Below are 21,047 nucleotides of genomic sequence, written 5' to 3' on the forward strand. Positions count from 1 at the left end.
AGGAACTAACCTGATTTGTAAGTGAGCTTGTGAAGCTTAAGTGAACAGCATTGCGACTAGTGGAATTGAAAATCCGCGATCACAATGGAAGTATCAAAGGATTGCCAGAAATAATGCCGCATAAAGGAGGCGATGACATGAATTCAAGGATCCTTCAGAAACATCTCGAAAGCAGGCTGATCATTCTTGTAAATGTCTGCGCCGCAAATCAGAAGCAGGATGACGGACTGATCTATGAAATTCTGACCGATACCCATATGGACGATCAGAGCCGTCTGAACTACATTGCGCAGATCGAATGCCGGCTGCCGCAGATCCGGCTCATGCCCTGCAAAAACGAATGGAGCCTGAACTCCCGCTACGCAGAAGAAAGCGAAGAAAGCGACACCGCCTGGCAGCAGGTGCGCGCCATCGCCATCTCGACCAAGGGCGATGAACACGGACTTGACTGTCTGACGTGCCAGAAAATCGCGAAAGCCTTAAGCTGAAACGCAGCGTCCGGCTCACTCGGACAGCATCCATGAATCACCCATGAATCACCCATGAATCACCCATGAATAATGAAACGCTTCACAGGCAGATTTGGTCTTTTTTCCAGACGGTAAGAACAGTTCACCTTTTCTGGAAAGAAGATCCGATCTGCTTTTCTTTGCGCAAAAGGGAGCGGCTTTCGCATTGACGCGAAGAGCGGATACAATAGACAAGGCAGGAAAGTCCCGAATTCATACAAAGAATCGGGGAACATGCGAGTAAAACGAAACTACGCGTTAAGACGAAAGAGGGGTAAATAAATATGGAACAGTACAGAACCGTTCGTTCCCGGTATGATCAGCTTCCGCTCGATGTGGTCGAAGTCATTCCGGAAAACGGGGTAAAAGCCATTGTTCAGATCGTTCACGGCATGCAGGAACACAAGGAACGCTACCTGCATTTCATGGAATTTCTGGCGTCCAATCATATCGCCTGCGTAGCCGCCGATCATCGCGGCCATGGAAAATCCATTCGCGCTGAGCTCGACCTGGGCTATTTTTATGACAGTACGGCGACGGCGATTGTTGAAGATCTGGATGCGGTCAATGCCGATCTTCGCGAGCGCTATCCAGACGTTCCCTTTTTCATGATCGCCCATTCCATGGGAACCCTCTGCGCCAGAAAGTATCTCAAGACGCATGACGAAGAACTGGACGGACTGATTCTGTCTGGACCAGTCTGGAGAAATCCGAAAGCAAAAGCCGGGCGGATGCTGGTGGATGTGCTCAGCCGTCTGTACGGGGATCGACACATTTCCAAACGTGTCGCCGGAATGGTCGAAGGCGCGTTTGATCAGGGAATTGAAGGCAATCAGACCAACCGCTGGCTCAGTACGGATACCGATGAAGTGGAAATGTTTAATAACGACCCGCTCTGCGGCAATCCCTTTACGCTGAACGGCTATCGAAATCTTCTTGTCATGATCGAAGAAGTGTACTCACCCAAAGGCTGGCAGATGAAAAACAAAAGCCTGCCGATTCTGTTTGCGGCCGGAGAAAACGATCCGGTGATCGGATCGCCAAAGGCGTTTGAAGAACAGAAAAAGGATCTGATGGCGCGCGGATATACGCATGCCCGCTCAAAGCTGTATCCGCAGATGCGGCATGAAATTCTCAATGAAATCAACCGCACGCAGGTTTACGAAGATTTTTATCATTTTTTAAATCGCATTCTGGAAGAAAAGAAAAAAGCTGCCGGGGCAAAAAAGGAGAAGAGCAATGATTGAAGTTGGAATGATTGGTTTTGGAAAAATGGCGCAGGCGATCGCAGCCGGATGGCAAAATGCCGGCCTGCTCGATCGAATTCATGTGCAGGCGTATGCGCCGCATTATGACAAGCTCTGCCGCAACTGCAAAACATACGACGTAACGCCGATGAAGACGCTCCACGAGCTTTGCGAGGCAAGCCATGTGATTATCCTTGCCTGCAAGCCCGCGCAGGTCGAAGGCGTCCTGAGCGAATGCCGCGACTGGGTCGACGGCAAGCTCGTCATCTGTCTGGCCGCTGGAATCAATCACGAAAAGCTGGACGCCTGGCTGCCGTATGCGGCGCACGTATCGGTAATGCCGAACACCGCCATGATGGTTCAGGCCGGCTGCCTGATCGTGGAAGAACCGAACACGATGAGCGAACGAGATACAAAGGTTCTTGAAGACCTGTTCGAGCCGCTCGGCTCGATCGTTCCGGTTCCGGCAGCCCTCTTTGGCATTGCCGGAACTATTTCCGGATGCGGCCCGGCCTTTCTCGGTCTCTTTGCGGAAGCCCTCGCGGATGCCGGTGTGAAGTACGGTCTGCCGCGCGCAACAGCAGCGTCTCTGGCTGCCCGCACCGTGTATGGAGCCGGAGCTATGCTGAGTCTGAATGAAATGGAACCGGCTGTCTTTAAAAATGAAATCTGCTCGCCGGGCGGAATGACCATTCGCGGTATCGTCACTCTGGAAAAAGACGGATTCCGCAAAGCGGTGATCGAGGCGATCGAAGCCATCGAGGAAAAGAAGTAGGAAATCGAAGCCGAAAAACAAATACAAACGAAAGCCAGCGCAGATCTGTCGTCGGGAAACGACGAAGCTGCGCTGGCTTTTCTAGTTCAGTGTATCGAATTGTAAGAGTCTGGTTTTCGGATTTACGGGATCTGCTTTCCGCTCTATCCATTGGACGTTCCGCCGATTTCTTTTGGCAAAGAGGACGATTGGGTGGAACTGGAAGAATCTGCGGAATCCGTCTGGGAATCCGGCTCTTTGAGCGGATTTTCCTGCTGCCAGAGCTCGACGCTGATCGTGTCGCCCTTATGCAGTGCCGTGCCTTCCGGGACGGACTGGGAGGCAACTTTGCCGGATCCGCTGACTTTGACCTGAATGTTGGTCAGCTGCCAGAAGGCAGTCACATCCTTGAGCGTCCAGCCGGTCATATCCGGCATGACAATTTCATCGCCGTTCGTCATTAAGAAAACGCGATCCTGCGAATTGACCGTGGAATCCGCTGCCGGATACTGACCAATAACGGTATCGCCATTGCCCAGAATCAGGGATTTCAGACTCATTTCGCCCAGTTTCTGTTCGGCATAGCTGCGCGTGTGGCTGGTCAGCGTCGGCATGGTCCAGGACGTCCAGGTACTCTGATCTGCCGAATCGGACTGCTCATTGTCATAGTTGACGCCGGCAGTCTTGAGTGCGGCTTTCATGATGTCCTGGAAGTAGCTTCCCGAATAGTTCAGATAGTTCGGCCCCTGCATGCCCCAGAAAACCATCACCTGGGGATCGTCGGCAGGAGCGGCGCCCATGACGGTCGATGTGTAGTTGGTTTTGTCATAGCCGCCAATATTCGGATTGTAAATTTCACCCGTACCGGTCTTGATTGCAATGTCGATGCCGTCAATGGTGAATCGCTCACCGGTCATGCCGGCATCGCCGACATGGACCATGAGCTGACGGACTTTCTGTGCCGTTTGGGCTGAAATCGGATGGCCGGTGCATTCCGGAGAAAACTGTTCGATGACCTCGCCGGTATCGCTGTCGAGGATGGAGTCCACAAGATAGGGCTTCATCATTTTTCCATCGTTGAAGATCGCGGTATACGCCTGACAAAGTTCCAGGGCGGTCAGCGAAGAGGCCTGACCAAAACCAGTCGAAAGGTAGTCGGTGGCCTGCGAATAGTTGCCGACCCCGGTCAGTTCGTTAATGAACGGAGAGCCGACGGGCTTATACAGACCGAAGGCGTCGAGATAGCTGGCAAACGTCTGCTGATCGAGGTAATTGGTCAGCAATTCGCAAATCGCGATGTTAGAGGAGTGTGCAAGACCATCCGCAAAGGACAGCGTACCGTAGTCTGTGCCCAGCGCATCGTTAATCGGCGGATACTGCGTTTCGGCCTGACTGCCGACGCGGGTGATCTTGTTTGTGACCGGATCGACGGTGTAGTAAAACGATCCGGCGCGATAGTAAGTATCTTCTGAGGGATAGACGCCGGAGTCGATGGCAGCTGCGTAGACGAGCGGCTTTACAACGGAACCTGGCTCGAAGAGAGCCTGCGAAATGTTGTCGGCGGTTTCCGGCAGAACGAGGTGTGTGTTCTGGTCATAGGTCGGATAGGAACCCCAGCCGAGAATCTTGCCGGTTTTTACCTCGACGACAATGGCCCACGCCTGGGAAGCATTGGATTCATTCATGGTTCTGGAAAGAACCGATTCGATCGTTTCCTGGAGGTTCAGATCAAGGGTCAGCTTGACTTTGTCGCCGTTTTCGCTTTCGCGCAAAATCGTTTCGCTTCCTGGCAGCATCTGGTCAGCCTGCGTAGCAGTGTACTGACGCAGCCCGTTCTTGCCGCTCAGATAGGCGTTCATCGTCTGTTCGAGCCCGAAGCGGCCGGTGATCGTACCGGTGTTGTCATCGTTGGTCGCAAAGCCGATGGCCTGCGAAGAAAGCGGCGTGGTCGGATAGGTACGGCGAACGTCTTCGATAAAGCTCATGCCGGGAATTTTCATGGATTCGAGGCGGAGTTTCTGTTCTTCCGTAATGCGTTTTGTGCCGGTACCCAGCTCAATCTGCGAGTAGCCGTTTTCCTGCGCGTTTTTCAGACGCTTGAGAATATCGTCTTCGTCAATGACATCGCCGAGGACATTCTTGAGCGCCTTGGCGAACGCTTCGGGATCTTCGACGTACGCGTCGACGAGCTTGGCGTCCGCTGCTTCCAGAGCGGCCTGTACCTGTTCGCTCTGCCCGCTGGCCTTGCCCTGACTGATCAGGTTATCGCGCTGGCCCTGGATAATCTGGTCATCGCGTTCTTTTTCGTCCGGAGTACGGTTGTCGAAGTTGGCTGCGATGGTGTAGGCCTTGGCGGACGTGGCGATGATCTGATTGTTTCGATCGACGATGTCGCCGCGCGATCCGGAAATCGTCTGGGTGATTACCGAATTTCGAACGGCGGGGTTCAGCACGCTGTATCCGGTCCACAGATGCTGCTTGCTGATCATGGTCATGCCGACAGCACTGACGGATACGGCAATACAGAGAAAAAACACAACGCCCATCAGGCGAATGCGCGAGTCAAAGGTTAAGATTCCCCGTTTTTTCTTTGGGGATGCCTCAGGCTTTTTTCTGGCTGCAGGTTTGTTTTCTTTTTTATTGCGGGCCATGGCAGCCTCCTTTCGTATGGTAGATGGATACTCTCTTTTCTTTTTTCAGTACGCCGATATGGGGCTTTCCAAAGGAAAGAGAGGAGATGTTTTCGTGAATAAAATATTCCGCCCTACAGAATAAACCGATTTTTCAAAACGACCTTAAATCTTACAAAACGTGCAGGATCTGCAGGGTGATTTTTTTTGGAGCGCTCTGCGCAAGCGGCAGAGCAGTATGCGTACAGGGAAGATGAATACGTGCAAGGAAGATAAATAGCAGAAGAAAAAAAGGAAAGAGCAGCTGGAACGCTCTGAGTGACAGAGAATTGTCAGCTGCTCTGCAAGGTACAAAACAGAAATTGAAGCTAAAGCAGTTCCGGTTACTTGGAATAGTAGTAAACGTTGGCCTGGTTGTCTGAAACCTGACCTTCAAGCATTCCAAGTACTCGGGACTTTTCTTCGAGCTGAGCGATTTCGGTCTGCAGATCGGAAATCGCCGTATTTTTTTCATTAATCTGCGAAACGAGTGCCTGGTTTTCCACCGATTTTGTCGTACTCATCTGACGAACGAAAAGACGGGTGGTTAAAGCACCGATACCGGTGATCACAGCACATGCGATGATGAGCTTTTTCCAGAACCCATACTTGTTCTTCGATCGCAGAGCGCGTTTATGCGTTTTCTTCCTTGTCTGCAATTCGTTCAACTCCCCTTAATTTTGCGCTGTGCGCGCGATTGTTTTCTTCAAGCTCTTCTGCCGTAGACTGAATCGGTTTTCTATTGATTAAGCGATATTCCAGTTCTTCATCCCCTGCGATTGGAATGCGCCGATTCACTTTTTTGGGCAGTGCAGCCGCCGCGAACGCCTGCTTGACTATGCGGTCTTCAAGAGAATGGAAGGTAATCACAGCCATTCGGCCGCCGACTTTCAGTCTTCGCAGTCCCTGTTCAAGCGCACTGCGCAGCTGCGGAAGTTCGCGGTTGACCTCCATGCGAAGCGCCTGGAAGGTCTGTTTGGCCGGATGGCCTTTTTTCTTCAGAACAGCGGCGGGCAGAGCCTGCCGAATGAGATCGCTGAGCTGAAAGGTTGTTTCGATCGGCGCTACTTCTCGAGCCTGAAGAATCGCGTTGACAATGCGATTCGCATTGGGCTCTTCGCCGTATTCCCGCAAAACACGAAGAAGTTCTTCGCGGGAATAGGTATTGACGATACAGGCGGCGTCCAGAGTCTGGCTCTGGTCCATTCGCATGTCCAGACGGGCATCGAATCGATAGGAAAAGCCGCGTTCGGGATCGTCAAACTGCGGAGACGATACGCCAAGATCCATGAGAATTCCGTCTACTTTTCCGACGTGCAGCCGGTCAAGTTCGCGGTCCAGATCTTCAAAAGGCGCGTGAATCAGCGTGAACCGATCGGAGATGGCTTCCAGCCGAGGCCGGCTTTCATCAATCGCCTGCTGATCCAGATCGAAGGCGTAGAGGTGACCGTGCGGAATTCGCTTGAGAATTTCGCTCGAATGACCGCCGCGTCCAAGGGTGCAGTCGATATAAATGCCGTCTTCACGGATTTCCAGCAAATCGATCGATTCTTTAAGAAGCACGCTGATATGTTCCATTCCAAAACCTCCGGACTAATCGAGAAGTCCGGTCAGATTTTCTGCAAACTTCTCATAGGACGGAAGCATTTCGTCCTGAAGAGCAAGCCAGCGTTCCTTGGCCCAGATCTCCACGTGGTTAGCAACACCGATAACGTAACATTCCTTCACCAGTCCAGCTTCGGCGATCAGAGAAGCGGGAATCAGGATGCGTCCCTGTGCATCGGGTTCCACTTCGGTCGCTTTGGCCATGAAAAAACGCATGAACATGCGTGCGTCCGGATTGGTAGAAGGGAGGGAGGAATATTTTGTGTACACGCTGGTCCATTCTTCAAGCGTGTAGACATTGAGGCAGCCGTCCATGCCGCGAGTCACGTAAACGCGCTCGCCAAGTTCTTCACGGAATTTAGCGGGCATGATCAACCGCCCCTTACGGTCGATGTTGTGCGTGTATTCGCCCATGAACATGTGTCATCACCCCCACTTTCTGACACAACTTCCTACTTTGTAGGTGCATTATACCCCCTGCACCCTCTTTTCTCAATTCAAATCCCAAAACGGGACAAGATTAAAAGAAAGAGTCAAAAATTAAAGACCTTTAAAATTGGCTTTAAATAAAGCATGAAAAAGTGCTTGACAAATTTAGAAAAAGGGAAAGTGGGACAAAATGGCGGGAAAGAGCCGCTTTTGACCACACTTTCCCACCGCAAGGCAGAAACGGTTCCAAAACGGGCGCAAAAAGGCAGAAAAAAGACCCGCTTTTTCCAAATTGAACGAAGCGGACGAAAGCCAGAAAACGACAGAGCAGAAGGAAAGTGGAAGCGGATCAAAACAGCTTTTCCTCAGAAACGGATCGTTTTTGGGAGCGCCGGATTAAGGATTGACGCGCAATGCCTGCTGATGCGGCCAAAAGGCTCTGTTTTCCTTTTGGCATTTTGCTCAATATGACCAGACTGTATTTTTCCTCGAGTCGTACAATTCAGATAAGCCATACAGAATTGTTCTGCCCGCGGATAACGAGCAGAAGCAGAAAGGATGGAAGACTGAATATGAAAATCGATTTTTCAAAACCATTAAGCGATCAGCAGAAAGAAAAAGTTCAGAAAGTACTCGATGCGCAGGGAGATCCTGTTCAGACGGCGATCCAGATGAATGAAAATCCAGACGACATTTACGTCTGGACGATGCAGGAACTCGAGGAAGAACGCCAGAGTCTGAATGCGAAAGCAAAGGAAGGCATGACTCCCGAACTGATGCACGGAATCAATCGTCTTTTTGAAAAGGAAACCAGTCTGCGCAAAGCCTGGGAAGACTGGAAAAAAGAACAGCCAAATCGAAAATAGATACTCTCTTCATTCAATAAGAGCTGCATAGGAAAGCGGAGAAATTTCGCTTGCAGGACCAGTTTGATCAATCCAAAAAAATAATCGCCTTTTTCCAAAGACAAAGTGCTTTCTGTCGAAAGGACAGGAATCCCGAAGTCTGGAAGAAGGCGAATTTTATTTCTCAATAGATATTCAGATGCCGGAAATATTCAGAGGCCTATCAGAGAAGCAGCTGCTCCGGAACGAAACGTATAAAAGAAAGAATCCTCGTGGCGAAGTATTTGAAATAATAGGTTAATCAGTTATTCAAACAGTTAAAATGTCGAAATTCACTCTTGAAAGCCGTTATGAGGATGTACACTGTAAAAGTAATGCATCACGCAAAGCGAGCTATTCGAAAAAGCGCAAAAAAAAAGAGCACGATGCTCTCAAATGTGAATACGGCTCCGGTTAAGGATCCTTATCTGAACTCGCTTTGTAGGTTTACTGTAACGCAACACCATTTGTCCGTCAAGAAAGGAAATGAAGTATGAATGGAGATTATTACATTGGGCTTGACCTGGGAACAAGTTCCGTTGGCTGGGCGGTAACAGATCCGGATTATCATTTGCTGCGAATTCGGGGTCACGATGCTGCAGGTGTTCGGCTGTTCGAAGAAGGAAAAACAGCTGCGGATCGAAGGCTGAGCCGAGGAGCCAGACGTCGAACAGACCGGATGCAGGCACGGATTAAGTATGTGCGCAGATCGCTGTCTCCTTTGATCGACCGCGTAGACCCTGATTTCTATCTTCGCAGAGAGGAAAGCATGCTCTGGGAAGAAGATAAAACGTCGAAAGAAAAGTACTCGATCTTTGGGGAAAATGGGATGTCTGATTCCGAATTCTATAAAAAATATCCGACAGTTTCCCACCTCATTGTCGATATGATTCGTCATCCGGAAAAGCATACGGATCCACGAGAATATGCGATTGTGATCGAACAGAAATTCAAGCACAGAGGCAATTTCCTGCTCAATGGAAAATTCGATGATACATCTGCCGATTTCGATGAAATGTATAAGCAGTTTGCAGACTGTGTAAATGAAACGTGGCAGGACACAGAGGATGGAGTCTCCTCGCACGTTGATTTCCCAGCTTCTGAGTCCGTAAAAGAGATTCTTACCGACAAGAACAAGTCGTTCAGCGAAAAATCCAGCAAGCTCATTGACTTATTCATGAAGGACTCTTCCTCCAGAAAATGGACCAAAGAAGAGAAAAATCGAATAAAAGCAATTCTTGGACTTCTCTGCGGTAAAAAGGAAGATTTGTTTAAAATCTGGCCTGAACATCCGCTGCGGACAGAAGAACAGAAGAGCTTTTCGATTTCCTTACGCGAAAAAGATCTTGAAGAGTCAATCCAGGAAATTGCGGATCGTCTCACCGAACCCGAAATAGAACTGCTCGAATCCATTGCGCAGATTTTTGACTGGCAGCAGCTGGAATCGATTTTGAAAGATCGAAGCGGTCAGACTTGTTCGTATCTTGCGGAGGCGAGAGTCAGCCAGTATGAGCAGCATCGCGAGGATTTACAACAGCTGAAAAAGCTTCTTAAGGCTGCGGATAAAAAAGCGTTTAATGCGTTTTTCCGTGAATATCCCGCCAAGCCGGATAACTATTCTGGCTATGTCGGCTCTGTGAATTCATCGAGCGCAGGCAAGAAAAGAGGAGCCAAGATCACGCAGGATGATTTTTACCAGGGGGTAAAGAAAGTTCTGAAAAAGCTGGATTTCAAAGAATTATCAGAATCTAATAAAGCGGAACTGGAAGAGATGAAGCAGGATATCCTTCATAAAATTGAACTCAATCAGTTCATGCCAAAGCAGATGACCAGCAAAAACGGGGTTATCCCAAATCAGGTTCATCTGAAGGAACTGAATAAGATTCTTGAGAACGCTTCGATGATCTTCCCCGAATTTCGTGAAAAAGATGAATCCGGGTACACACTTGCCGAACGTCTTTCCATGCTCTTTTCATTTCGCATTCCGTACTATATTGGACCGCTTGGTCAGGGAAAAGAGTCTGGCACGTCATGGGTAGTCTGGAATGAAAATCAGACCGCTGGACCAGTGTATCCATGGAATATGGAACAGAAGATTAATCAGGAAGCAACCTCGCGAGCGTTCATTCACCGAATGCTTCGGACGTGTACGTATCTTCCTGAATACCAGGTGCTGCCGGATCATTCTTTGCTGTACGAAAAATTCAAGGTTCTCAATGAGCTGAATAATCTGAAGATCGATGGAAATCCTCTCACGCCTGAGCTTAAGCAGCGACTGTACGAGAGTGAATTCCTGAAAGGGAAAAAAGTTACCCAGAAGAAAATTCGAAAATTCCTCGTTGAAGCCCAGCTAATGGATCACGAACAGGCTGCCGAAGCTGTGATTTCTGGAATCGATGGAGACTTCATAAATAAACTGGGAACAGAACGATTCTTTTGCGAAGCGCTGGGAACGGAACGGCTTAATGACTCCCAAAGAGCAATGGCGGAAAAAATTGTCTACTGGTCCACTATTTACGAAGAGGGCGGTTCCTTTTTGAAAAAAGCAATCTGCTCAGAATTCCCGGAATTAACCCCTAAACAGATTAAGCGGATTCTTGGAAATCGATTCAACGGCTGGGGAAGATGCTCAAGAGAATTCCTCGAAATGGAAGGAACAGATTCTCAAGGAAACGAATCGACAGTAATGGGATTCCTCTGGTCGACAAACGATAATCTAATGCAGGTTCTGAGCGATAAGTATTCATTCCGGAAGACAATTGCCGAAAACGCTGCTAAAGAACAGAAATCGCTTTTTGAAATCAGCCATGAGGATCTGGATGGACTTTACCTGTCTGGACCTGTTAAACGGATGATCTGGCAAACGATCAGAATTCTCCGCGAAATCACAGGTCTGATGGGAAAGGCGCCTAAAAAAGTGTTTGTCGAAATGGCGAGGGAGAGTCAGGAAAAAGGAAAGCGGACAGTATCCCGAAAGAATCGATTCAAAGAGCTGTATAAGTCGATTAAAGATGATACCCATCACTGGCTTTCAGAAATTGAAAACATGGAAGAGAGTCTGCTTCAAAGAAAAAAGGTCTATCTTTATCTGACTCAGCAGGGACGCGATGCCTACACTGGTCAGCCAATTGATTTTGAAAAACTGCTCCAGACAAACAGCGAATATGATATTGACCATATCTACGCACAGCGCTGGGTAAAAGATGATTCTCTCGAAAACAATCTTGTGCTCACCAACAAACAAACGAACAGCGATCTGAAGAAAGATCGATATCCTTTGCCTCTGGAAATTCAGGCGAAAATGACGCCTCTGTGGAAACAGTGGCTGAAGGCGGGTCTGATTACGCAGGAAAAATTCAATCGCTTAACAAGAAGAACCGGATTCACAGATGATGAACTGGCAGGTTTTATCAATCGTCAGCTGGTAGAAACCCGTCAGGGTACGAAAGTTCTCGCTGCGATTCTTAAACAGACATCTCCAGATACTCAGATCGTGTATTCGAAAGCGTCGAATGTCAGCGCCTTCCGAAAACAGTTTGAGATTCCTAAGATCAGAGATTTGAACAATCTCCATCATGCGGTCGATGCTTATCTCAATATCGTAGTCGGAAATGTATTCTCTGTTCGCTTTACCGATAGCCCCGTTCGCTTTGTTAAAGAATTCAGAGACGGTACGCAAAAATATAATTTGAAAAAGCTCTATGACTACCCGGTAACGCGCGGATCAGAATCTGCATGGGTTCCAGGAGAAGCAGGAACAATCGCCACAGTAAAAAGAGTCGCCTTTAAAGGAACTCCGCTGGTTACCCGCCGAACGGTTTCTAATCGCGGATCGCTTAGCGATGTGCAGCTTTGCCCAGCCGAAGAGAGAAAAGAAGGAACCTACTATATTTCCAGAAAACGAGATGCAGCGGATCCAGGCAAGTATGGATACTATGACAAGGTCCGAGGGGCAACGTTCTTCCTGGTCGAATGTCAAATAAAAAATAAAAGGGAACGAATGATTTTGCCGCTGACTCTCGTGGATAAACAGAGATACACAACGAAGGAAGAATTGGATATCTATTGTCGCGACATTCTGCATCTGGAAGCTCCTTCTGTGAGATTGATGAATATCCATCCCAAAAGTCTCCTTCGTATCAATGGGTATCCATTGTTGCTGACAGGAAGATCGGATGACCAGCTCTATTTTCAAAGCGCTGTTGAATTGTTACTGTTACCCAAAGATCAGATCTACCTTTCAAAAGCAATACGATCAGTGGATGGAGGAAAATATGAGCATTACTTAAAGCATGTTTCTAAAGAGAGAAACATCTCACTTTATGATTCGCTGACCAGTAAGCTCTCTTCACCAATTTTCCAGAAACTGCCTAAGGCTTTTGGGGCAAAGGCTATGGCAAAGCAATTGGAACGGACACGCCTTATGTTTATCCAGCTGTCAGAAAAAGAACAAATCGAAGTGATTTATAATATGCTGAAATCTCTAAGCTCTGGTAAAGACGAGTTCAGAAAACAATATTGCGAATTTAGATTTTTACCCGATTCGCGTATTCCGAGAACACTTTCGGCTTGGAAAAAGCTGGCGGGAAAAGAGAATAAAAGTGCGGGCGAATGCGTTCTTGTGCTGCAATCGGTAACAGGGCTGTTCTCCAGAGAAATTGACTTGATGAAAGTATGAGCTGGAGAACAGTAGTCATCAGTTCAAATTCAAAACTGGATTTCCAGATGAATTATCTCGTTGTTCGAAGCAATGAGATTCAGAAGGTGTTCCTGGATGAGATAGCAGTGCTGATGATTGAGAGTACTGCCGTATCTATGACTGCTTACCTTCTGAATGAACTTATGAAAAGAAAAATCAAAGTGATTTTCTGTAATGAGAAGAGGCAGCCAGCTGGAGAACTCATTCCTTATTGTGGATCGCATGATTCGAGCCGAAAGATCTATGAGCAAATCAACTTCAGCGAATATGTCATGGATGATGTATGGCGCGAAATTATAAAAGAAAAAATATCGAATCAGGCAAAATTACTGGCCAGGCTGGGTTTGAAAGACAGGCAGATTCAGCTGGAAACTCTGGCTCAGGAAATAGAGCCTGGTGATCCAACAAATCGTGAAGGACAAGCGGCAAAAGTCTATTTCAACGGTTTGTTTGGAACAGATTTCTCACGGAGAGAAGATACGGGCAGAAATGCGGCTTTAAACTATGGATACGCAATATTATTAGCGGCAGTCGATCGAGAAATATCGGCGAATGGCTATCTAACTCAGCTAGGTATATCACATTGCAGTTCAGTGAACGCATATAATCTGGGATGTGATCTGATGGAGCCGCTGCGAGTGCTGATAGATTATTTAGTCGTGAAAAATCGGATCATTAGCTTTGGCAGCCGCGAAAAGCAGATCCTTTTAAGCTTGCTCTCACAGCCAGTTCGGGTAGCAAATCGTTCTGAAAAACTGATTAACGGGTTAGGAATCTATATTCGAAGCGTTTTCGAAGCGTTACAAACAGCAGACTGCAGCCGTATCCGCTTCTGTGAATTCGATCTGGAGCTGGAAATGGATGATTAACCGTTATATGAGAGTGCTTGTTATGTACGACCTGCCCATGGTCTCTCCAAAGAATCGCAAGGATTATCGGATATTTCGTACGAACTTGTTGAAAGGAGGCTTCTTTATGATGCAGGAAAGCATTTATGTGAAGCTGGTGCAAAATCAGCAAGCGGCTGATGCAGCAATTTCCTATGTCAAAAAAGTAAAGCCTCCTGATGGATTGGTCCAAGCGCTCGTAGTTACTGAAAAGCAGTATGCGAGAATCATATACATTCTTGGAGAATCAGTTTCGGATACAGTTTCGTCAATCGAGAGTGTGGTGATTCTGTGAGTCTAATGGCTTACTCGCCCTTCGGAATATCTGAACAGCTTTCTGAAAATCAGCCTTTAACGATTTGCTTGGAGAATCCAGCTCACTTCAGAAAGTTTGTAAAAGATCTTAACGATTTTTGCGACGGAATATCTGAGGAATTTGCGTTTTTGGATGGAGAAGGATCCAAATGGATTTCTCCATCCAAAATCCAAATGATCAGCAATCCGAGCTCTGTCGATTTTAACTCTCGACAGGTTTCCAATGCAGTTATAAAAGAAGCACGTCAGATATGTCAGGTTTATGAATTAGTCACAGCAGAGATGCTGGCCGCCTTTGGGCGGTTCTCGGAAGCTGTGATGGAAAAATTGCCATATCTGACAATCGCTTCAGATTTTAACGGGGATATTAATGGCTTTTTGAAGCTCTGCAACTTCCATTTTTTCCCAAATTTAGCCAGCGAAGATGATGTGAGCGTAATTCAGGAATGGATTAAAATCAGTTCGCAGCTTCTTCGCAACCGGCTGATGGTATTTCTCAATCCCAGTTCTTTTTACACAGTGACAGAATTGGATGAGATTGTAAAAACCTCCATACAGACAAAGATGGTCTTGCTCTTTATAGAACCAGCAGATGAAAAAGCGTATCCCAACGGAGATGTTTTAATTGTTGATTCCGATCTTTGCTTAATCAAAAAAAGCAGGATAATAAGATAGAAGCTCGGTGAAGATGCTCTAAAAGGATTGTTTTATCAAATAAAACACTCTTTTTGAGGTCTGAGAGCTTTGTAATTTCAGAAGGCTGATTGCCCAATCGAGCGGCTCATGAGCGCACTGCTGCGTCTGAGAGCTTTGTAATTTCAGAAGGCTGATTGCCCATCCTGAGCCTCATCCATAGGTACCTCAAGTCTGAGAGCTTTGTAATTTCAGAAGGCTGATTGCCACAGGATCGATGTTTTATGGGACTATTGCCGTCTGAGAGCTTTGTAATTTCAGAAGGCTGATTGCCTTGATGGCTTCCTCGTCGTAAGTGTCGAGTGTCTGAGAGCTTTGTAATTTCAGAAGGCTGATTGCCGGCATGGAGTTTGGAAACATTGAAGCCGTCGTCTGAGAGCTTTGTAATTTCAGAAGGCTGATTGCCAGAGACCTTGGAGGATACGGAGTCGTAAGCGTCTGAGAGCTTTGTAATTTCAGAAGGCTGATTGCCCTGAAAGGAATCGCGGAGAACTTCTGGGATGTCTGAGAGCTTTGTAATTTCAGAAGGCTGATTGCCCGATTGCTTCGGTAATGGTGTACGTGCGGCGTCTGAGAGCTTTGTAATTTCAGAAGGCTGATTGCCAAACGATTTCATGTTTCCTGCAGAGTCCGTGTCTGAGAGCTTTGTAATTTCAGAAGGCTGATTGCCACGCTTTTAGTCCTGGCTACAGGTCTGGGCGTCTGAGAGCTTTGTAATTTCAGAAGGCTGATTGCCCCGTCCATGCTGGACCGCCTGAGCGCCTTCGTCTGAGAGCTTTGTAATTTCAGAAGGCTGATTGCCTCACTGGTTAGTTGCTCGCGGGCTTTCTCCGTCTGAGAGCTTTGTAATTTCAGAAGGCTGATTGCCTAGCATTACCAATAGCTGAGGTGAGCGGCTGTCTGAGAGCTTTGTAATTTCAGAAGGCTGATTGCCTACTTATTCGATTCCGCAAAAGATGAGGTCGTCTGAGAGCTTTGTAATTTCAGAAGGCTGATTGCCGGCTGCTCTTTCGTCTACATCTCAGAGGATGTCTGAGAGCTTTGTAATTTCAGAAGGCTGATTGCCAGCCAGACCACATTTTCCTTCCCGATCAGGGTCTGAGAGCTTTGTAATTTCAGAAGGCTGATTGCCATCAATGTGCGCCCTTATTACACGTATACAGTCTGAGAGCTTTGTAATTTCAGAAGGCTGATTGCCTTTACCTGCTTTGAGTTTGACGGCATGAATGTCTGAGAGCTTTGTAATTTCAGAAGGCTGATTGCCAAGATCATTGCGCGGCAGCGCTTCTGCAATGTCTGAGAGCTTTGTAATTTCAGAAGGCTGATTGCCGATCACCTGTACATGAACGCATGCAGTCTGGTCTGAGAGCTTTGTAATTTCAGAAGGCTGATTGCCATGGAACTTGAACGCATGGCCGCCGCTAAAGTCTGAGAGCTTTGTAATTTCAGAAGGCTGATTGCCAGCGTGCAAGAAAAAAAGTGTTTCAAAAAAGTCTGAGAGCTTTGTAATTTCAGAAGGCTGATTGCCTGTTTACCCCGTGCTTTTCTACGGGTACACGTCTGAGAGCTTTGTAATTTCAGAAGGCTGATTGCCACACGGTTGTTGACGACAGTCCGGTCTTTTGTCTGAGAGCTTTGTAATTTCAGAAGGCTGATTGCCCTTACCTGATGGATATGCTGATCGACGAGTGTCTGAGAGCTTTGTAGTTTCAGAAGGCTGATTGCCGCAGTCTGAAATCTCATCCACAGCCGTTGCGTCTGAGAGCTTTGTAATTTCAGAAGGCTGATTGCCGAATGGATAGCGCGGGCGGTCATGAGGGGGGTCTGAGAGCTTTGTAATTTCAGAAGGCTGATTGCCGTGGCCGACGTGAGCCGCATGCATAGTCTGGTCTGAGAGCTTTGTAATTTCAGAAGGCTGATTGCCTATCCAGCCATGTGACCTGGACTCGATATGGTCTGAGAGCTTTGTAATTTCAGAAGGCTGATTGCCCAAAATACCAGACTGAAGTAATCATCAAGAGTCTGAGAGCTTTGTAATTTCAGAAGGCTGATTGCCCCGCCTGTACAGCGGTAAGGACCACATCTAGTCTGAGAGCTTTGTAATTTCAGAAGGCTGATTGCCAGGCCATTAAGTCCAAGTGTGAAGAAATATGTCTGAGAGCTTTGTAATTTCAGAAGGCTGATTGCCACAGTGATTGTCCGAACTGGCAGCCGGCTTGTCTGAGAGCTTTGTAATTTCAGAAGGCTGATTGCCTTGAGTCCCTCTTGGAGCTGATGGAGTCAGGTCTGAGAGCTTTGTAATTTCAGAAGGCTGATTGCCAAGCCCGGTGATTCGGGCTATGTAGCGGCGGTCTGAGAGCTTTGTAATTTCAGAAGGCTGATTGCCTTTCGTAGGCTTTTCGCCTGCGCCACGCTTGTCTGAGAGCTTTGTAATTTCAGAAGGCTGATTGCCAGCCTTTATGCACCCTCGATGAATAGCGAAGTCTGAGAGCTTTGTAATTTCAGAAGGCTGATTGCCATATCCATTGCGTGATGCGTTCGACGCAATGTCTGAGAGCTTTGTAATTTCAGAAGGCTGATTGCCTAAGTGCCTGTCCCAACATCCAATGTCAGCGTCTGAGAGCTTTGTAATTTCAGAAGGCTGATTGCCATTCGCTTTTAACAGTCGAGCGTATCGTTAGTCTGAGAGCTTTGTAATTTCAGAAGGCTGATTGCCCCTGTGATATCGATACATCTCAGCGGACCTGTCTGAGAGCTTTGTAATTTCAGAAGGCTGATTGCCAATTCCCTAACGTTATCACATCTTCGTTTAGTCTGAGAGCTTTGTAATTTCAGAAGGCTGATTGCCGAAGAAGGATGGCCAGACGTAGTATAAAAAGTCTGAGAGCTTTGTAATTTCAGAAGGCTGATTGCCAAAGCCACTGAAATCCCGCCTGCCACTGCGGTCTGAGAGCTTTGTAATTTCAGAAGGCTGATTGCCGGGTTAACGCATAAAATGAAAGGACGCAATGTCTGAGAGCTTTGTAATTTCAGAAGGCTGATTGCCTCGATCCGCGATACTTCGATGAAGAAGACGGTCTGAGAGCTTTGTAATTTCAGAAGGCTGATTGCCGAGCGTTTCCGGAGTTCGATTCCTGCGTAAGTCTGAGAGCTTTGTAATTTCAGAAGGCTGATTGCCACTTTCTCTTATCCTTCGAACCACTTCACTGTCTGAGAGCTTTGTAATTTCAGAAGGCTGATTGCCCCCCTCAAGAAAGTCCCCCGACTTCTTGCGTCTGAGAGCTTTGTAATTTCAGAAGGCTGATTGCCCTTCACTGAATTCAGCAGGTAAATAGCTTGGTCTGAGAGCTTTGTAATTTCAGAAGGCTGATTGCCACGGAAAGAGCGACAGCGTTCATCGCAGTCGTCTGAGAGCTTTGTAATTTCAGAAGGCTGATTGCCACCGAACGGATTAAGTTATGGGTGTCAGTTGTCTGAGAGCTTTGTAATTTCAGAAGGCTGATTGCCTTCGACTAGTGATTTTATTAAAGAATGCGAGTCTGAGAGCTTTGTAATTTCAGAAGGCTGATTGCCGACGCCAAAAGCAGAGCTTTAAATTTTGTGGTCTGAGAGCTTTGTAATTTCAGAAGGCTGATTGCCAAGTTTGGCCTGAATCGTTGTGGGTGTATCGTCTGAGAGCTTTGTAATTTCAGAAGGCTGGTCGCCACGGGAGAAATCGGTGGAAGCTGAGCGTAAGTCTGAGAGCATTGGGATTTCAGGAGGACAGTAATCAAACCAATTCACTTGCCTGGAAATTTCTAAGAAGTATTTTGAGTAATTGTTTCTAAACAAAATAGACAGAATATTTTCCAATGGCTTTTTGCCTTAGAACTGTTTTGATCATACCGAATAGAATTATTCCTTTACGCTATGCACCATGATAAGTTGTTTATTAAGACAGATATCAATTGGGTGTGCTCGACAGTTAGCAAGTTAAAAAATGCAGATTTGGAACAGAACTAGATGATAAGTAGAAACTGGTAGATAAATATAAGGGAGGGCTTGTTCTGAATATGCCATTTAAATCGAACGGAAAAACGTCAGACTGTTCACATCAAACTAAGCTCTATCCACCGCCATTGACGTCAGAATTCATGAGAAAAATCCCTGAGCTCACAACTGCAGAGGTTTTGGAACCCATGCACGATGAAAAAAAGCAAAGCCGACCAACGCGACGACAGATTCAGCAGATGCTTTTGATATTAGTTGCTCTGTGTGCAGCATGTGCGCTCGGCTACCTTATGTTTGGAAGAACTTGCATTTTTCAGATTGCCTTTGGCATGCCGTGTCCAGGCTGCGGAATGCTCCACGCATTTTTCTCTCTCCTGACATTTCATTTTTATGAAGCGACAATTTATAATCCGGCGATCTGGATCTGGATTCCATTTGTCCTGTGCACAATTTTTACCTGGTGGACCGGCAGATTGAAAGAGAACTGGTTTTTAGTTTTATTTGGATTTGTCGCCGCAATCACGATTGGAATTTATATTTTTAGGATGATTACAGTTTTTCCGGCGTGGCCGATGGATTCCTATGCAGGAAATCTGCTAGGACGGGCAGTCGCGCTATTCAGATAGCCGTTATGGAAAGGCAGATTTGTAATAAATGGAAGAAGAGCCTTGGATGATCCAGGGCTTTTTCCATTTGCGAGCCTTCACACAGCGGAAGCCAGTTGGATTGGAGAATGGCGAATAAAGTTTTGAAAATTTTCAGGGAATGTTAAAAAGGCGGCACAAATCGCCCGATACAATGGAATCAGGAATAGGGATCTGCTTAAATAATACATTTTACGAATACAGGAACAATCCAAATTCTCAATTCGCATAAACTTGGAAAGGAGATTTTCAGCATGAAAAAGAAATCCGCTTTTATTCTGCTTTCAGCCTGCCTGGCGTGTGCCGGATGCACAACTGCACCTCAGAAGGGCAGTTCTGAATCTTTACAAAATGAAAATTCTGCACAGCAGCCAGCCGCAGTTGTTCAGCTTTCGGATCAGCAGAAAGCTTCGCTTTTCACCTTTTCCTGGAATTTATTTAACGAGCTTTATGAGGATGGAAAAGACGCGCTAGTCTCCCCGCTTTCCGCCTATTTCGCGCTGGGCATGGCGGCGCAGGGTGCTGATGGGGAGACGCTTGATGAAATCGAAAAAACGCTGGGAACAGACGTAAAGACGATGCGCGAATTATCGGCGAGCGCGATTCAGTCCGCACAAGGTGAAAACAGACAATTGCAAATAGCCAATTCGATCTGGGTAAAAGATACGGAACTCGATTCTTCCTATCTGGATGTTCTGAAAGAGGACTATGATGCGGAAGGTTTCGAGACAACGTTTGATTCCAAATCTGCTGATGAGATTAATGACTGGGTCAGTCAGAAAACGGATGGACAGATTTCTAAGATGGTCGATTCCAGCGAGATTGAATCGCTCAGTCTGCTTTTGCTGAACGCCATAAATTTTGACGCAAAATGGCAAACCTCATACGAGTCGGAAGATATTACGCGCTTCACTTTCACGGCCGCCAATGGCGAAAGTCAGGAATGCGACGCAATGCTAAGCGTCGAAGATCAGTATGTGGATGCGGGCAGCGTCCACGGATTTATGCGCCCTTATGAAGGCGGACGCTATGCGCTTTGCGCGCTCATTCCCAAAGATGAGCAGAAGACGATCGATGAAGCCCTTCAGAAAATCGACAGCAGTGAACTCGAAAAGGCGATTCAGACTCCGCAGCAGCGGGATGTGCACGCCACAATGCCGCCATTTGCAGTGGAAAGCGCCTTTTCTTTAAAGGACGCCCTCCAGAAGCTGGGTATGGATCTGCCTTTCAGCGATCTCGCGGATTTCTCAGGGATGTCTAAATCCACGAAATTGAAGATCGGCGCTGTAAATCAGAAAAGCCGCCTTTTGCTGAATGCCCAGGGAACAAAAGCGGCCGCGGCGACCGATGTCGGGATGGTTGAAGAGTCGGCTCGTGTCGAGGAAGATCCAATTTATATTGCCTGCAACCAGCCATTCCTCTATTTGATTGTGGATATCGAAACCGGAACCCCCGTTTTCATAGGCATTCAGAATTCAATACCAACTGAATCTGCAGGCTTGAAGTAGAAAACGGTAAAAAGGGGGAGAGCGATTCTCAGACGTTCCTCTGTATTCTTCAAACTGCGAAAAGACGGCTTCGTCGAACGTTTCTGAAATTCGATGAAACCGTCTTTTTCGTATCGTTTAGGCGCTGCGCACTCTGAACATTTCTCGTCATTCAAAATGGAGTAAGTGTCAAACAATCGACGGGTATACGCGAGACTGAATATTAGATACGCTA

The 21,047-nt window shown here is 47.1% G+C and carries 15 protein-coding genes and 1 CRISPR repeat array; of the genes, 11 read left to right on the top strand and 4 right to left on the bottom strand.

The features are described from left to right. Positions 1–137: 137 nt before the first annotated feature. The 3 genes from Q2J39_RS07205 (at position 138) to proC (ending at position 2,531) form a co-directional block, all read left to right on the top strand. Positions 138–488: a hypothetical protein gene (locus tag Q2J39_RS07205; protein ID WP_230266602.1), complete on the top strand. Its 351-nt coding sequence runs from the start codon at positions 138–140 to the stop codon at positions 486–488. Positions 489–793: 305 nt separating this feature from the next. Continuing rightward, complete coding sequence (locus Q2J39_RS07210) at positions 794–1,756, top strand: alpha/beta fold hydrolase (protein ID WP_288339798.1); 963 nt, start codon at positions 794–796, stop codon at positions 1,754–1,756. Continuing rightward, a complete protein-coding gene (proC, locus tag Q2J39_RS07215) occupies positions 1,749–2,531 on the top strand; it encodes a pyrroline-5-carboxylate reductase (RefSeq protein ID WP_288339796.1) in 783 nt (260 codons plus the stop codon). Before Q2J39_RS07210 ends, proC begins: the two co-directional genes overlap by 8 nt. Before the next feature lie 143 nt (positions 2,532–2,674). Here proC and Q2J39_RS07220 read toward each other — a convergent pair whose 3' ends face one another. The 4 genes from Q2J39_RS07220 to mraZ form a co-directional block, all read right to left on the bottom strand. Continuing rightward, positions 2,675–5,161 (bottom strand): penicillin-binding protein, encoded by a 2,487-nt coding sequence (locus Q2J39_RS07220; RefSeq protein ID WP_288339794.1) that lies wholly within the window; start codon positions 5,159–5,161, stop codon positions 2,675–2,677. Between the two features lie 362 nt (positions 5,162–5,523). Next, a complete protein-coding gene (locus Q2J39_RS07225) occupies positions 5,524–5,838 on the bottom strand; it encodes a hypothetical protein (protein WP_230266606.1) in 315 nt (104 codons plus the stop codon). Further along, complete coding sequence (rsmH, locus tag Q2J39_RS07230; RefSeq protein ID WP_230266607.1) at positions 5,813–6,757, bottom strand: 16S rRNA (cytosine(1402)-N(4))-methyltransferase RsmH; 945 nt, start codon at positions 6,755–6,757, stop codon at positions 5,813–5,815. The genes Q2J39_RS07225 and rsmH overlap by 26 nt, the downstream gene beginning before the upstream one ends. 15 nt (positions 6,758–6,772) lie before the next feature. After that, the gene (gene mraZ / locus Q2J39_RS07235) at positions 6,773–7,204 is read right to left on the bottom strand and encodes a division/cell wall cluster transcriptional repressor MraZ (RefSeq protein WP_230266608.1); all 432 of its coding nucleotides are present in this window, start codon (positions 7,202–7,204) and stop codon (positions 6,773–6,775) included. 153 nt (positions 7,205–7,357) lie between these two features. On the opposite strand from mraZ, the gene Q2J39_RS07240 reads away from it, so the two are divergent. The 8 genes from Q2J39_RS07240 to Q2J39_RS07275 all read left to right on the top strand — a co-directional run bounded on the left by Q2J39_RS07240 (position 7,358) and on the right by Q2J39_RS07275 (position 20,833). After that, the gene (locus tag Q2J39_RS07240; RefSeq protein WP_288339791.1) at positions 7,358–7,684 is read left to right on the top strand and encodes a hypothetical protein; all 327 of its coding nucleotides are present in this window, start codon (positions 7,358–7,360) and stop codon (positions 7,682–7,684) included. A 101-nt stretch (positions 7,685–7,785) separates the two neighbouring features. Continuing rightward, positions 7,786–8,079, top strand: coding sequence for a hypothetical protein (locus Q2J39_RS07245; RefSeq protein ID WP_230266610.1), 294 nt, complete (start codon positions 7,786–7,788; stop codon positions 8,077–8,079). A 511-nt stretch (positions 8,080–8,590) separates the two neighbouring features. Next, positions 8,591–12,775 (top strand): type II CRISPR RNA-guided endonuclease Cas9, encoded by a 4,185-nt coding sequence (cas9, locus tag Q2J39_RS07250; protein WP_288339789.1) that lies wholly within the window; start codon positions 8,591–8,593, stop codon positions 12,773–12,775. Next, on the top strand, positions 12,772–13,665 hold the full coding sequence (gene cas1 / locus Q2J39_RS07255) for a type II CRISPR-associated endonuclease Cas1 (protein ID WP_288339787.1): 894 nt from the start codon (positions 12,772–12,774) through the stop codon (positions 13,663–13,665). Before cas9 ends, cas1 begins: the two co-directional genes overlap by 4 nt. A 7-nt stretch (positions 13,666–13,672) precedes the next feature. Further along, positions 13,673–13,978 (top strand): CRISPR-associated endonuclease Cas2, encoded by a 306-nt coding sequence (gene cas2 / locus Q2J39_RS07260; protein WP_288339801.1) that lies wholly within the window; start codon positions 13,673–13,675, stop codon positions 13,976–13,978. Between the two features lie 5 nt (positions 13,979–13,983). Further along, positions 13,984–14,673, top strand: coding sequence for a type II-A CRISPR-associated protein Csn2 (gene csn2 / locus Q2J39_RS07265; RefSeq protein ID WP_288339785.1), 690 nt, complete (start codon positions 13,984–13,986; stop codon positions 14,671–14,673). A gap of 58 nt (positions 14,674–14,731) precedes the next feature. Beyond that, positions 14,732–18,462: direct repeats of the CRISPR family, unit length 36 nt; unit sequence GTCTGAGAGCTTTGTAATTTCAGAAGGCTGATTGCC. A gap of 362 nt (positions 18,463–18,824) precedes the next feature. Then, entirely contained in the window at positions 18,825–19,307 is a 483-nt protein-coding gene (locus Q2J39_RS07270) for a DUF2752 domain-containing protein (protein WP_288339783.1), read from the top strand. 272 nt (positions 19,308–19,579) lie between these two features. Next, on the top strand, positions 19,580–20,833 hold the full coding sequence (locus tag Q2J39_RS07275; protein WP_288339781.1) for a serpin family protein: 1,254 nt from the start codon (positions 19,580–19,582) through the stop codon (positions 20,831–20,833). Positions 20,834–21,047 lie beyond the last annotated feature (214 nt).

This window comes from uncultured Allobaculum sp. (assembly GCF_948576815.1).
GTDB lineage: Bacteria > Bacillota_I > Bacilli_A > Erysipelotrichales > Erysipelotrichaceae > Allobaculum > Allobaculum fili.

Excerpts from the sequence above, each read along its gene's own strand:
- Q2J39_RS07205 (WP_230266602.1), top strand. The coding sequence starts at position 138 with ATGAATTCAAGGATCCTTCAGAAACATCTCGAAAGCAGGCTGATCATT.
- Q2J39_RS07210 (WP_288339798.1), top strand. The coding sequence starts at position 794 with ATGGAACAGTACAGAACCGTTCGTTCCCGGTATGATCAGCTTCCGCTC.
- proC (WP_288339796.1), top strand. The coding sequence starts at position 1,749 with ATGATTGAAGTTGGAATGATTGGTTTTGGAAAAATGGCGCAGGCGATC.
- Q2J39_RS07220 (WP_288339794.1), bottom strand. The coding sequence starts at position 5,161 with ATGGCCCGCAATAAAAAAGAAAACAAACCTGCAGCCAGAAAAAAGCCT.
- rsmH (WP_230266607.1), bottom strand. The coding sequence starts at position 6,757 with ATGGAACATATCAGCGTGCTTCTTAAAGAATCGATCGATTTGCTGGAA.
- mraZ (WP_230266608.1), bottom strand. The coding sequence starts at position 7,204 with ATGTTCATGGGCGAATACACGCACAACATCGACCGTAAGGGGCGGTTG.
- Q2J39_RS07240 (WP_288339791.1), top strand. The coding sequence starts at position 7,358 with ATGAAAAAGTGCTTGACAAATTTAGAAAAAGGGAAAGTGGGACAAAAT.
- Q2J39_RS07245 (WP_230266610.1), top strand. The coding sequence starts at position 7,786 with ATGAAAATCGATTTTTCAAAACCATTAAGCGATCAGCAGAAAGAAAAA.
- cas9 (WP_288339789.1), top strand. The coding sequence starts at position 8,591 with ATGAATGGAGATTATTACATTGGGCTTGACCTGGGAACAAGTTCCGTT.
- cas1 (WP_288339787.1), top strand. The coding sequence starts at position 12,772 with ATGAGCTGGAGAACAGTAGTCATCAGTTCAAATTCAAAACTGGATTTC.
- cas2 (WP_288339801.1), top strand. The coding sequence starts at position 13,673 with ATGAGAGTGCTTGTTATGTACGACCTGCCCATGGTCTCTCCAAAGAAT.
- csn2 (WP_288339785.1), top strand. The coding sequence starts at position 13,984 with ATGGCTTACTCGCCCTTCGGAATATCTGAACAGCTTTCTGAAAATCAG.
- Q2J39_RS07270 (WP_288339783.1), top strand. The coding sequence starts at position 18,825 with ATGAGAAAAATCCCTGAGCTCACAACTGCAGAGGTTTTGGAACCCATG.
- Q2J39_RS07275 (WP_288339781.1), top strand. The coding sequence starts at position 19,580 with ATGAAAAAGAAATCCGCTTTTATTCTGCTTTCAGCCTGCCTGGCGTGT.